Origin of the sequence: Paenibacillus sp. MABNR03, from assembly GCF_050455445.1 — a bacterium.
Lineage (GTDB): Bacteria > Bacillota > Bacilli > Paenibacillales > Paenibacillaceae > Paenibacillus > Paenibacillus xylanilyticus.
In genome coordinates, this window is the sequence record NZ_JBCIYR010000005.1 from 134,350 (window position 1) to 147,113 (window position 12,764).

Genomic DNA, 12,764 nt, shown 5'->3' on the forward strand with positions numbered 1-12,764 from the left:
CACTAACCCTAAGGGGGATATTCATGGCAAAAACGCTGTTGCGGTTAATGACCGAGCTTTCTTCGCGCAAATGGATCTCCCGGACTGTGGGAGCCTTCTCCAAGAGCCGGGGAAGCAAGGCATTTATCCCATATTTTGTCCGGACCTACAACATCCCTGTTCAGGAAGCCGAGAAAGACTGGAAGGAATATCGTTCACTGAATGATTTCTTCACCCGCAAATTAAAGCCGGGCATGCGCCCGCTGGATCTTTCAGAACATGCACTCATCAGCCCCGTAGATGCCAAAATTACGGCAGCCGGGCCGGTATCTTCAGGCACACTCCTGAATGTTAAGGGACAAAATTATACACTTGCTGAACTATTAAACCATTCTCCACATCTGGAGAAGTACAAGCACGGTTATGGGTTCGTCCTGTACCTCAGCCCTCGTGATTATCACCGGATCCATTCACCCGTCAGCGGACGCAGAATTGAGAGCGAGCATATCAAGGGCAAAGTTTACCCTGTAAATGATTTTGGTCTGACTCACATGAAGTCCGTGCTAAGTCGAAACGAGCGTCTCATTACGTATATTGGTCATGCTTATGGAGAAGTGGCTGTCGTCAAAGTCGGTGCCATGAATGTAAGCAGTATTCAGTACGCGGATACAGCTGCAAGCAGCTGGGCACAAGGCGATGATCTGGCTTATTTTGAATTCGGTTCCACCGTGGTTCTGCTGACCCAGAGCGGTACTTTCGAGCCTGAGCCCAGCCTGCAGCCTGGTGATACGGTCAAAATGGGCACACTGCTTGGCCGCTTGAAGCCACTTCACTGATTATCCAGATACCTATAAGTAAGATGGCACAAGACCAATAAAGAGGATGACGCAAGCACCTGTAATCAGGTCTTGTGTCATCCTCTTTATGATTGAAACATATCATTTTATAGTACTGCGGTTGAGATTCCATATATACATTCAATACGAAACATCGCTCCGTATGTATAGATCCTCTGACTTTTCTTCAAAACCATACGTTTTGCAATTCCTCCGCCGGTTTTAAGCGACGCAGACGGTTCCGGAAAATATTGTACCCCTTCGTAGAGCATCCCCGGTTGCGGATCCGCCGTTTTCCGTTCATCATAAGCTCCCCCTTTCGTTTCGTCTGGAATGCTACTTACTTACCCTTGGCCTTCAGACTTGAAACGTTGCTCTGACCTCCGGCTGGACCTAACGAATTTCGGAAGGACTTTTGCCGGTATACTGCTTGAACTGACGACTGAAGAAAAAGATATCCCGGTATCCGAGAGCATCTGCAACCTCGGTTACATTCATGCCCGTATGGACCAACAGATGCTCTGCACGCTCAATACGCATGCGGATGATATAGGATTGAACAGAAGATCCGATCAATTCCTTAAACTTGATGGAGAAGTATCGGGGTGACAATCCCGCACGTGCAGCCAGATCCTCCACCCGATGGGTAATCCCCGGATGCTGGCGTACATAATTCGCAACTTCCTGAATCACATCCGACAGCTGGTTGCTGACCTTTTTCTCCACAGGTGCTTCCGTATCTGCACGCAGCAAATGAATCATCAGCTGTTTCAAAATCAGCCGGCTCTCTTCATCCCGCCCATATACATCAGACAGGAACAGTCTTACATACCGAGCCAGCAAGTGCTCGAATTCCACTGTTTCCACTAGCTCACGATAGGACTGTGGAACATCATTAACGGGTATATCTACATCAAAATGAATATACGTAAGTACCAACGGTTTCTGTTTGTTATGTGTTGCGGTAGGATGATCGCCTGGCCTGAACAGAAAACAACTACCCTTGCCAACTTCATACGACTGCTCATTCAGCACAACGGTCCCTTCACCACTCCATACATAAAATAAATCATAGTTCTGCATCGGTTTTTCCCGCTTCTGCCACTTCCATCCCGGTTCGCAGACAATTTTGGCGACGGCGGGCAAAATAACAAAAGATGACGGCGATGCCTGCAGCATGTCGCCACTCCCCCTTGAAAGTTAATCTCTCCGCATGTTGCATCATTGGATTCCAATCGCTTATGGATAAACAGGCATACGAACACAACTATTCGATCAACCTATTTCTAAATAGGGTTGCGCTTCTTGGACTTGATGCAATATGCACTTGTATGTGATTTCTGCTCTTGTCGGAGCGAAATATCTTAGTCCATTATACAGCGGATTTCAGCGAAACGAAAATGTACTCTTCTCCCACGCCAGCCGCAGCCTTCGGATCCCCTCCGTGATCTCCTCTTTCTCCAAATGTGCAAAACCGAAACAGGCAGCCGGATGGCCGGGGATGAGTTGATAACGAACGGCATCCCGGAACCGTACGCCTTCTTCCAGCGCCACCGTTTTGAAGCTAATGTAACTGTCCGGGCAGCCGTTCCAGGTGGCATAGATGTGAAGTCCTGCATCTCCGGGCTGCATGGTGAATGCCTCCGGTAATTGACACTGCATCTCCTGCACAAAAAAGGCATGTCGTTCACCGTATAAACGGGTTAGTCGTCTCAAGTGCCGCAGATATCCCCCTCTGCTCATGAATTTTGCCAGTGCCCGCTGTTCCAATAGTGCAGGAGGTACAGGTTCATATAGAGCCTTTGCTGCAACCAGCGGCTGCACCAGACTTGGCGGCAGAACGGCGTAGCCCAGCCTGAAGGAAGCAATCATCGTTTGCGTGAACGAACCCACGTAGATTACCCGTTGTTCACGGTCCAATACTTTGAGTGGTTCGATCGGTCTGCCGCCCCAGCGAAATTCGCTGTCATAATCATCTTCAATAATGACGGCATTGTGCTTGGAGGCCCAGGCAAGCAATGCCTGGCGTCTGTCGAGCCCCAGCACGGCACCGGTCGGGAACTGCCGGGTAGGGGTGACGAATAACGTCTGCGCTTCCCAGTCTTGGGGGATGATGCCCTGTGAATCCACATTTGTCGGGACGATGCGGCCCCCACAGGAGTTCACCGCATGAGCGATTCCCGGATATCCGGGATTTTCCAATATGGCTGATGAGCCTTCCCGGATAAGCAGCTGGGCGAGTAATGTAATGCCTTGCATCGAACCGCTGAACAGTACGATCTGAGATGCATCTGCCTGAATTCCCCGTGTCCATCTTAGATGTGAAGCAATGGCCTCCCGCAGCTCGGGGTCCCCTGCTGCACCGCTTTGTTCCCGCCAATCACTCCGATGCACGGCAGCAAGCGCACTTTTCCATTCGGCTTCGGGAAAATGGTCTGCAGGCATGCGATGGACATGAAAATCGATGACGTCCTGATTCTGGTCATGAACAGACTCAGCCACTTTTTGAGTATCCAGTCTGCTCACGCGTTCTCCCCATGGGGACAGGTCAATGACCGCTTCCTGTTCTGCTTGTTTCTCTGTGGTAAACGAACCCGTAACAAAGGTTCCCCTTCCCCGATGTGCCTCGACGTAACCATCCGCAAGCAGCATGTCATATACCTGTGCAACAGAGCCGCGTGACATATCATACTGGCGTGCGAGCTCACGCGTAGAGGGGAGCCTTGTCCCTCCAACGAGTGTTCCCGCATGGATGGCATCACGCAAGGCATGGTACAATGCCGTGTATTTATAGCGATGCTGATGCTCGTAAGAATTCATGGGCAGCCACAGTTCCAAGGCGCTCGCTCCTTTTTTTTATTTTCAGATACCGCTAAAATTCCTCTAGCTCCAATCCACTTGGATTGATCACCCGTTCCTTTCACAAATTGGACTATAAAAATGAATGTAAATTGGATCTATTTTTATGTCAATGCATGTTTTATCGTTAGGTCAACGGTACAACTTTTCATTCAAAAGCGATCACCTATCATTACCAAGGGGGAAACACATATGAGACGCAAAGAATTTACAGTCGACGAAGAAAAGGAAATTACTGCGTTTCTGGATCAGTGCTCCTTCGGATTCCTGGGAACCGTCAGTCCGGATGGACATCCACGGGTAACGCCGCTCAATTTTGTATATATGGATGGATGCTTCTATTTCCATGGCAGTCTTGCCGGGGAGAAGATGAAACAGATCAAGCATGATTCCTCGGTCAGCTTTACGGTGGCCGAAGAGTTTTCCCTGATTCCCTCCTATTTCAGTGATCCCGAGTTAGCTTGTCCGGCAACCTCCTTTTTCAAAAGTGTCATGGCTTCCGGACAGGCAGAGCCTGTTCAGGATCTGGAAATCAAGGGCAGGGTGCTGCAGCGATTTATGGAGAAGCTCCAGCCGCAAGGCGGATATGTACCCATTGATGCTGCCGACTCCCGTTATACAGGTAGATTAAAAGCGGTAGCCGTTGTACGAATTGTACCAGAGCAAATCAGTGCCAAGTTCAAATTCGGACAAAACCTCTCTACCGAACGTTTCGATCATATCAGCGGTCAGTTGGAACAGCGCAATGAGGGAAGGGATGCGGAAACAGCCGAAATGATGCGGAAATACTGTCCTTTTCATCAGGAATAGGCTTTGATTATCCATGTCTTATCATTGGGAAATATGCTCTAATTCCACCTGCAAACCCCCTGCAACAACGCGGTGAAGTGATATAACTGTCATATTGCGTAATTTCCGTGACGGGGGGATGTCAAGGTGATATAATGTTAGGCAGTTGAATCCCAAAGACCTGGAAGGATGAAAAGAATGAATCCACTGGCTGAACAGTTGAACGAAAGTATTCAGGCAGGCAGCAGTCACGTCTACTCCATGCTGTCGCAGCTCGGTAAAGAAATCTATTTCCCAAAAGAAGGTATCCTGAGTCAGTCTGCTGAAGCAGCAAGCCTGGCCAAGACCTATAATGCTACAATTGGTATTGCTCTGGAGGGCGGTGTGCCGATGCATCTTCCGGTTATTCAGGAGAAGCTGTCTGCATTCCAACCGAAGGACCTCTACCCTTACGCTCCGCCTGCGGGCAAGCCTGAACTGCGGACGGTATGGAGAGACAAGATGCTGAAAGAGACCCCTTCGCTTGAGGGTAAAACCTTTGGCAACCCGATTGTAACCAATGCATTAACTCATGGACTCAGTATCGTAGCCGACCTTTTCGTTGACGAAGGGGACGCTGTTATATATCCGGATAAAAACTGGGAAAATTACGAGCTGACTTTCGGAATTCGTCGTCATGGCCAGCTGGTTCATTATCCCCTGTTCGATGACCAACTGAATTTTAATAGTGCCGGACTGCTTGAAGCACTCCTTGCACAAAAAGGCAAAGGCAAAGCCGTCGTTCTGCTGAATTTCCCGAATAACCCAACAGGCTACACGCCTGGAGGAGAAGAAGCCAATTCAATCGTGGATACGATTCGTCAGGCTGCGGAAGCAGGTGTAGACGTGGTTGCGGTGACAGATGATGCTTACTTTGGTCTGTTCTTCGAGGATTCCATTCACGAATCATTGTTTGGCAAACTAGCCAACATTCATCCACGCGTACTGACGATCAAAGTGGATGGTGCGACCAAGGAAGAATTCGTATGGGGCTTCCGCGTTGGTTTCATCACGTACGCTCATGAAGATGCTGCAGTTCTGCATGCATTGGAACAGAAAACACTCGGCATTATTCGGGCAACCATCTCCAGTGGTCCGCATCCTTCGCAGACATTTGTCCTGGATGCACTGAAAGCGCCGGAGTTTGAAGCACAGAAACAGGAGAAGTTCGAAATCATGAAAGGCCGTGCGAATAAAGTGAAAGCTATCCTCGATAGCGGCAAATACGGAGAAGTATGGGATTACTATCCGTTTAACTCCGGTTACTTCATGTGTTTGAAGTTAAAAGAGGTTGATGCCGAAACACTTCGTTCCCACTTGCTGAAGAAGTACGGTGTAGGCACCATTGCGCTGGGTGAAGCTGATCTGCGCATCGCCTTCTCCTGTATTGAAGAGTCCGGATTGGAAGATCTGTTTGATACCATCTACCGTGGAATTTTGGATCTGCAGACGAACTGATAATGTGCAGCAATACCGCTCTTTAAAAAATGAATAATTCGGGACAGTTCAGGCTTCTGTGCGTGTCCTGCAATATAAGCAGCCCTCTATATAACGGTGATGTACACCTTCTATAGAGGGCTGTTTGGTGTTTCTTTTTCAATCTCAAAAGCCCACCCACCTCATCTTTCTAAATGATCCAGGGCAGTGGCCCAATCAGCGGAAACCCAAGGCACATAATATACGATGTACGCAAGGGCGTGCCAAACACCACTCGAAAGGGGAATGACCATGTCTGGAGTTGAAGATACAAGAGGCGGTTATGGATGCGGCGGTTATGGAGGATTTACAAACACAGGTGCCATTCTCGTTCTGTTCATTTTGCTCGTAATCATCACTAAATCGTTCCTCTGTTAGTTCCATCCTCCTCTATGCGGCAGTGACACGAGGTCTGACCGCAGCACAAAGACGGTTAATTTGGGGACTAAGCCCGAAATAACCGTCTTTTGGTATCTTAGTATAGAAGAAACGTCCTCTTTGCTGCAGTTCACCTGATCCAGTCACATGTTTGCATCAATTAAGGTCAAGCTATTCGTCCTCTTCTTCCTTTAACCATTTGTTCCCCTGTGAACGTCTCATCAAATAGATCACAAGCAGACCGAGTACCAGCGCTATTCCTGTAATGCTCACTCCACCCATTCCTGCAGCCCACATTGGAAGCCACATCAGTAGAGCAGCGATCGCATGCAGATTGAAGATGAATCCGAGCACCTGGGAACGGCGGCTCTCTGCAGAAATTGGATAAATCATGATCCAGAAGGATTCACCATGGCTGCGGCGCAATGCTCCGAGCTGTACACCAACCAGCAGAAGGAAGAACAGATAGACACCCACGCCAAAGTAACTTCCCGCTGTCCACCAGCTGAGCAGCATGCCGAGTACAATCAGGCGCAGTACGATGGAAAACACTTCGGTCCGAATGAATGTTTTGGTAATGAGATAGCGATAGGCTTTCCCGGCATTCCAGGGCAGTCCACTCCCCCATTTACTGAGCCAGCGGCGCGCACTTACTTTCTGACCGGATGACGGTACATCCACGAACCAGCCTAATGTCCGCATAACACGGCCGGCTTGGCTCTGCTCTACCTGAATCAGACGTTCCCAGGCAATCCGGTGCTTCATCGGGATACGCAGTGCAGCCATGTAGACGACCGCAAGCAAAAGGAGGAACCATGCGCTACGCTGCGGAGGCTGCCACAGCCATGCCGCAATCGCCAGTACAGCCAGTGCCCAGCGCAGCAAACGATAGCCTCTGGCTGCCCCGATCTGCACCATTCGAAGCTCTTGCCAGGCCCCGTAGCTCGCCAGACCTTTCCACAGGAGCAGAAACACGATAAACCAGCCAAACGGCCGTGCATCCTGGTCTGCCCGAACATAGAGAGGCCACAGCGTAACAAATACGAGCAGCATACCCAGACTTTTGTAGATGATCCCCCGGGCAAAACTATTCTTCAGATACTCCTGCATCCGGTATTCCTGGGGTCTCAGAAATACGATATCGGCAGGATGCAGATATGTACGATAACTGCTGAACAGGACTAGCGGTGTCAACAGCAGTAATGCAATCCAGCGAATCGGAAATCCTGCCGGAATGTTTTGTACAAATGAGGTATACCAGGCAGAGAATGCAATGACGAGAAATAGAAAGACCATGGCCACGCCGCTCTGTATGACATAGCCCAGATAAGGAAGAATTCCGTTCCAGAATCCCGTGCGTCTTTGCTTCCATAACAGCTTGAGATCCATGCTTAATCCCTGCCCTGCACGAGAGAATAGAACATGTGCTCCAGCGTCGCATCCGATTCCCCGAACTGGGCCCGCAGTTCAGTCAATGTTCCTTGAGCAATTACCTCTCCGCGATGCAAAACAATAAAGCGGTCGCAGTAATTTTCAATGGTGGACAGAATATGCGAGCTTAACAAAATCGATGATCCCGATGCCTTCATTTCCAGCATGAAATCAAGCAAGGAACGAATCCCCAGCGGGTCCAGGCCCAAAAACGGTTCATCGATAATGTACAGCGGCGGCCCTGCGACAAAGGCACACATGATCATGACCTTTTGCCGCATCCCTTTGGACAGGTGAGTCGACAGACTTGTACTTTTCTCCCTCATGCGGAACAAGTCCAGCAGCTTCTCTGTGCGCTGTTTAAAATCCGCTTCCGATACGCCATACGCTCTGGCCGTGAATTCCAGATGCTCCATCACGGTCATCTCGTCATACAACTCGGGTGACTCCGGCACAAAGGCCATCGCCGATTGATATATCTGCGCGTCCTCGTCTCGTTTCTTGCCCATCACCCGAACGTCCCCTTGCTGGGGAGTCATCAATCCTAAAATATGTTTCATGGTGGTACTCTTGCCGGCACCGTTCAATCCGATCAGTCCGACCATCTCTCCGCGTCCAACTTCGAGATCGATTCCGTGGAGAACAGGCCGTTTGGCACTGTATCCTCCGCTTAGCCCACTGATTTTTAACACGGGCGATTGTCCGTTATCCATCAATCCCTGCACCTCTTTCGTCAGGTTTTATTCTTCGGAACGCGGTGTGTTTCCCTTGCTCCATTTGGGTGCTCCCTTGTTTTTGCGATCCTGATCGCGCTCCGTTCTACCTCCGCCGCCTGCAGGCTTTCCGCCTGTTCCACGCTGATTCGACACTGCAGCTCTTGCACCGCCGTTACGGCCTGCCTGGCCTGGCTTGCGATCACGGGACTGTCCCGGTTTTCTCGAAAAGGAATGACCTTCAGGTCGCGTATCCGGACGCGGATCAGCCTCCAGCACTTTACCTCCGAACAATACGCGTTCCGTCAGTTCGATGCCGAGTTCGCGTGCAAATTTGCGCATGATGAAGATTTGCGTTTCATCCACGATGGACAGCACAATACCACTGCGTCCCATTCGTCCGGTACGTCCCGCACGGTGAACATAGTGCTCCGAGTCAAAAGCCGGGTCATAATTGATGACCATGGGCAGACCTTCAATATCCAATCCTCTTGCCGCAACTTCGCTGGCAATCAGCAGTTTGATTTTGCCATTGCGAAAAGCAGCGAGAACGTTGCTCCGGGTTACCTTGTCTGCATCTCCATACAACCCGGCTGCCGAAAGACCCAAATGGTTCATTTTGGCCTCAACCTCACCGATATCTTCTGTAGCATTAACAAAGACGATGGCCCGATCAGGATTATACTGTCTAACCAGACGACGCAGCATATCGATTTTGTTGCGTGTTTCTTCCACAAAGTAATAATGCTCCAGTCCCGCAGCCGTTGCCCGGTCCGGTTCGATTCCGATCTGAACAGGCTCCTTCATCTCACGCTTGGCAAGTCCGGAGGTATGCTCATCAATGGTTGCTGACAGGAAGATCAGCTGACGGTCACGAAGCGCACTGCGCAGCACAAAATCCACATCACTCACGCCACCCAGCTGGAACACCTGGTCCGCCTCATCAATGACAATCGTGGAAACATTATGCATTTTCAGCTTTTTCAGCGTAATTAATTCCTTCAGTCGTCCCGGCGTACCCACAACCAGTTCAGGGTGTTCCCGCAATTTCTCAATCTGGCGTTTGACGGCTGCTCCACCAATGAGGCCAAGAACGCCAATGCTGCGTCCCTCTCCATACCGCTGTGCTTCGCGTACAATTTGCATCGCCAGTTCTTGCGTAGGGGCTATAATGAGCTTTTGTGTACCTTTCACATCACTTTTGATGGATTGCAGCAGTGGCAGAAGATAAGCAAGGGTTTTACCTGTTCCTGTCTGGGATTTGGCAACCACATCGCGGCCTTCCAAAATAATCGGTATGGTCTGTGCCTGCACCGGAGATGGTTCGTTAATCCCGTGCGCAGCAAGGAGCTCTTCCAGGTCCTGTGCCACACCTATTGAAGCAAATGTTTGATTCGTCATGTATGTCCATCCTTTAAATTTATTCTTACGATGCTATTTCCCGCTTGTACTTCTGGAGCATAAGCCTGTCATCACATTATCTTTCATTATATGCGAAAAAAGGCTGTGGACCAAATCTTATTCGGTAAGACGCGGCTTGGTCGCAAAAAAAGAAAAGCCCCTCGGCGGAGCTTTTCTCTTATTCCCTAATATGATGCCTCGATTGCTGCATTTCTACTTCTGATTCATGACTCCATGCGTGAGCCGGTCAGCCAGTCGCGGAAACAGCTGATACAGCCATATGCCAGCCGAAGCGAGTCTTGGCAGATTCACTTCTTCCTTGCGTTTCTTCATCGCCCGGATCATATGCCCAGCAACCTGTTCTGGCTTCAGCATCATCCAGCGCACATTATTCACGTAATTCCCGGAAGGATCTGCGCGATGAAAAAATGGCGTATCAATGGGACCCGGGTTAATAGTTGTAACCGTCACTCCGGTCCTGCGCAGTTCCTGACGCAAGGCATTGCTGAAGCCAAGTACGGCATGTTTGGTCGCTGTGTAGGAAGCCGATTTTGCGGTCCCGATCTTGCCGGCCATGGAAGCCACATTCACAATCTGACCAACACCACGTTTCAGCATGTGCGGTAAAACCGCCTTCGTGCAGCGAACAATTCCCATGTAATTGACGTCCATCATTTCATCGAATTCCTGCACCGTCATTTCCGTCATTGTGGCGAATTTGCCGTACCCTGCATTATTCAACAGAACATCCACTCGCCCATACTTTTCCAGCATCATGTTAACAGCTGTCTGTACCTGATCATCATTGGTAACATCCAGTGTAAGCAGCTCATGCGGCCCTTTTAGCGAAGCACCTATTTCTTCAAGCTTGTCCCGAGAACGGGCAGCGAGAATGGGAATAGCTCCTTCTTCAATCAACATCTGAGCACAGAGCGCACCAATTCCGCTCGACGCACCCGTGATGAATACAACCTGATCTTTCAGCATACAAGAAGTCCTCCCGTATTGAACACACTCGCCTGTTCAGGCTATGGCTCTATTCTACGAGATCATTACCTGAATATCCATCTCGCCGATTCCGTCCATCAGCAATGGGATACTCAGTGCCTTCGTTGCATTAAATTCGGTCAAATGTTCGGACTTCAACACTTGCGGAGGTGTAATGTCCACAACGACACCCTGGTTGGACAGGATCGTGCTGGCATTACCGCTAATCATGTTGCCCAGTTCCGAGATGGCGCTTTTACTCATTTCATCCATTTCGGTAATCACAAAACCGCCCATCATGGCAGAGACAATTCGCAGTGCAACTTGTTCCTGAATTCCGAAAACAATGTTTCCGCTCAGTTGGCCGGTCATTCCGATCACGATCCAGACATGGTCTGCTATGTACTCTACGTTCTTCACGCCAAGACTCCCTGTGGAAGGCGAAACCTGGATGAGTTGTTCGAATACGTTCCGTGCGGATTCCAGGAAAGGATTAATCACTTCCGCTTTCACTGTCTAATGTCCCCCTTACACTGGGTTATTGGTCACATACCAAAAGTCCCATATTCAATAATTTTATTATACTTTATCACGTACAAGAATTCACCAAGAATTCGGTAAGACATGTGTACTATAATTTATCGTCAGGCGCGGGGCAATTGTTTATAGCTGTTTTTGACGAAATGACAGACCTTTGCACTCCTTTTGTAGGATGACTTTTGATTCAGTTAGGTGTCTGCTGAGATTTAGGACTTTTTTACTGAATTTTTATGAATGTTAAATATTTTAAAATCTTGATATTAAGTTTAATTCACACTCCGATTTTCTTCTCAAACTGCACGCGTCTACTTCATTGCCCTGTTGTCCCGAATCACCTATAATTTAAGATAACAAAACAAAAAAACAGTTACGGGATTCCATTCCATACAGGAACACTCCATGACAAGACATCTTATCCGCAAGGAGGCCATACATGAATATCAGCCAACTGGAAACGCTGATTACGATCTCGAAAACGATGAGTTTCCGCAAAGCGGGAGAACTTCTTAACCTGACCCAGCCTGCCGTCTCGGCCCAGATTAAAAGTCTGGAGGATGAATTCAGCACCGTTCTTGTAGATCGCAACCAACCCGTCACATTAACCGATCGCGGACAGGTGTTTTTGGAGCATGCCGAGCGCATGCTAGATATCGTAGACGAGCTGAAACAGAAGTTGTCAGATCTCGATGAAACGCCTCAAGGACATATCGTACTGGGTACGACGACCTCCATTGCGATTCAGATTTTACCACGGGTGCTATCCTACTTTCAGGATCAGTTCCCATTGATCAAAACCAGTATCCAGTCGCTGCCCTCCTCACAGATCTATACGCAGGTTGAGAATGGGTTGATCGATGTGGGCATCGGTTATCTCACGGAGCGTAATCCAAATCTGAATACGTCCGTGCTCTATTACGACACCTTCGAACTTGTCGTGTCTCCTGCCCATCCACTTGCGAAGCAGAAGCATGCAGCGGTGGACGTGCTGCGAAGCACCCCTCTGATTATGTTGTCCCCAGATACGGTAGGGCGGCGCTTTACGGAAGGCATTTTCAAAAAACACGGCATTGAACCTAATATCGTAATGGAATTATCAAGCAGTGAGGAAGTCAAGCGGATGGTAGAGATTAACCTCGGCGCGGCCGTGATATCCAAGCAATCGGTTGCTCATGAGCTGCGTCAGGGCACCCTTCGGATGATTCCACTAAGTGAACTTGAGGTCAGTCACCCTGTCGGCGTCATTTACAAAGCCAGTCGGTATCTTAATTCGGCCATGCATCAATTCCTGAGCGATCTGAAAGGCATGCCGGAAACCCAGTTTATCAGTTCGGAATGA

The 12,764-nt window shown here is 49.3% G+C and carries 12 protein-coding genes; 5 read left to right on the forward strand and 7 right to left on the reverse strand.

Annotated elements, in window-relative coordinates; translation table 11 throughout:
- Positions 1-23 precede the first annotated feature (23 nt).
- Positions 24-815 (forward strand): archaetidylserine decarboxylase, encoded by a 792-nt coding sequence (asd, locus tag AAIH57_RS23560; protein WP_430023209.1) that lies wholly within the window; start codon positions 24-26, stop codon positions 813-815.
- 393 nt (positions 816-1,208) lie between these two features.
- Here asd and AAIH57_RS23565 read toward each other — a convergent pair whose 3' ends face one another.
- Together AAIH57_RS23565 and AAIH57_RS23570 are read right to left on the reverse strand one after the other, a co-directional pair.
- The gene (locus tag AAIH57_RS23565; RefSeq protein ID WP_175399279.1) at positions 1,209-1,994 is read right to left on the reverse strand and encodes a helix-turn-helix domain-containing protein; all 786 of its coding nucleotides are present in this window, start codon (positions 1,992-1,994) and stop codon (positions 1,209-1,211) included.
- 207 nt (positions 1,995-2,201) lie between these two features.
- Positions 2,202-3,653 (reverse strand): PLP-dependent aminotransferase family protein, encoded by a 1,452-nt coding sequence (locus AAIH57_RS23570; RefSeq protein ID WP_430023210.1) that lies wholly within the window; start codon positions 3,651-3,653, stop codon positions 2,202-2,204.
- A 213-nt stretch (positions 3,654-3,866) separates the two neighbouring features.
- On the opposite strand from AAIH57_RS23570, the gene AAIH57_RS23575 reads away from it, so the two are divergent.
- From AAIH57_RS23575 to AAIH57_RS23585, 3 genes are all read left to right on the forward strand, one after another.
- On the forward strand, positions 3,867-4,484 hold the full coding sequence (locus AAIH57_RS23575; RefSeq protein WP_175399277.1) for a pyridoxamine 5'-phosphate oxidase family protein: 618 nt from the start codon (positions 3,867-3,869) through the stop codon (positions 4,482-4,484).
- 177 nt (positions 4,485-4,661) lie between these two features.
- Positions 4,662-5,960: an aminotransferase class I/II-fold pyridoxal phosphate-dependent enzyme gene (locus tag AAIH57_RS23580; RefSeq protein ID WP_430023211.1), complete on the forward strand. Its 1,299-nt coding sequence runs from the start codon at positions 4,662-4,664 to the stop codon at positions 5,958-5,960.
- Between the two features lie 270 nt (positions 5,961-6,230).
- Complete coding sequence (locus AAIH57_RS23585; protein ID WP_206759599.1) at positions 6,231-6,356, forward strand: YjcZ family sporulation protein; 126 nt, start codon at positions 6,231-6,233, stop codon at positions 6,354-6,356.
- Positions 6,357-6,527: 171 nt separating this feature from the next.
- On the opposite strand, the gene AAIH57_RS23590 is transcribed toward AAIH57_RS23585, so the two are convergent.
- The 5 genes from AAIH57_RS23590 to AAIH57_RS23610 form a co-directional block, all read right to left on the reverse strand.
- Positions 6,528-7,745: an ABC transporter permease gene (locus tag AAIH57_RS23590; protein ID WP_430023212.1), complete on the reverse strand. Its 1,218-nt coding sequence runs from the start codon at positions 7,743-7,745 to the stop codon at positions 6,528-6,530.
- Between the two features lie 2 nt (positions 7,746-7,747).
- Positions 7,748-8,500: an ABC transporter ATP-binding protein gene (locus AAIH57_RS23595; protein ID WP_175399274.1), complete on the reverse strand. Its 753-nt coding sequence runs from the start codon at positions 8,498-8,500 to the stop codon at positions 7,748-7,750.
- A 27-nt stretch (positions 8,501-8,527) separates the two neighbouring features.
- The gene (locus tag AAIH57_RS23600; protein WP_413036781.1) at positions 8,528-9,901 is read right to left on the reverse strand and encodes a DEAD/DEAH box helicase; all 1,374 of its coding nucleotides are present in this window, start codon (positions 9,899-9,901) and stop codon (positions 8,528-8,530) included.
- A 213-nt stretch (positions 9,902-10,114) separates the two neighbouring features.
- A complete protein-coding gene (locus AAIH57_RS23605; protein WP_430023213.1) occupies positions 10,115-10,888 on the reverse strand; it encodes an SDR family NAD(P)-dependent oxidoreductase in 774 nt (257 codons plus the stop codon).
- A gap of 54 nt (positions 10,889-10,942) precedes the next feature.
- The gene (locus tag AAIH57_RS23610) at positions 10,943-11,401 is read right to left on the reverse strand and encodes a chemotaxis protein CheX (protein ID WP_095292039.1); all 459 of its coding nucleotides are present in this window, start codon (positions 11,399-11,401) and stop codon (positions 10,943-10,945) included.
- 460 nt (positions 11,402-11,861) lie between these two features.
- On the opposite strand from AAIH57_RS23610, the gene AAIH57_RS23615 reads away from it, so the two are divergent.
- Positions 11,862-12,764 carry a LysR family transcriptional regulator gene (locus AAIH57_RS23615; RefSeq protein ID WP_175399271.1) on the forward strand — a complete coding sequence of 301 codons (903 nt, stop codon included), beginning with the start codon at positions 11,862-11,864 and terminating at the stop codon, positions 12,762-12,764.

Excerpts from the sequence above, each read along its gene's own strand:
- AAIH57_RS23605 (WP_430023213.1), bottom strand. The coding sequence starts at position 10,888 with ATGCTGAAAGATCAGGTTGTATTCATCACGGGTGCGTCGAGCGGAATT.
- AAIH57_RS23585 (WP_206759599.1), top strand. The coding sequence starts at position 6,231 with ATGTCTGGAGTTGAAGATACAAGAGGCGGTTATGGATGCGGCGGTTAT.
- AAIH57_RS23615 (WP_175399271.1), top strand. The coding sequence starts at position 11,862 with ATGAATATCAGCCAACTGGAAACGCTGATTACGATCTCGAAAACGATG.
- AAIH57_RS23590 (WP_430023212.1), bottom strand. The coding sequence starts at position 7,745 with ATGGATCTCAAGCTGTTATGGAAGCAAAGACGCACGGGATTCTGGAAC.
- asd (WP_430023209.1), top strand. The coding sequence starts at position 24 with ATGGCAAAAACGCTGTTGCGGTTAATGACCGAGCTTTCTTCGCGCAAA.
- AAIH57_RS23595 (WP_175399274.1), bottom strand. The coding sequence starts at position 8,500 with ATGGATAACGGACAATCGCCCGTGTTAAAAATCAGTGGGCTAAGCGGA.
- AAIH57_RS23600 (WP_413036781.1), bottom strand. The coding sequence starts at position 9,901 with ATGACGAATCAAACATTTGCTTCAATAGGTGTGGCACAGGACCTGGAA.
- AAIH57_RS23575 (WP_175399277.1), top strand. The coding sequence starts at position 3,867 with ATGAGACGCAAAGAATTTACAGTCGACGAAGAAAAGGAAATTACTGCG.
- AAIH57_RS23580 (WP_430023211.1), top strand. The coding sequence starts at position 4,662 with ATGAATCCACTGGCTGAACAGTTGAACGAAAGTATTCAGGCAGGCAGC.
- AAIH57_RS23565 (WP_175399279.1), bottom strand. The coding sequence starts at position 1,994 with ATGCTGCAGGCATCGCCGTCATCTTTTGTTATTTTGCCCGCCGTCGCC.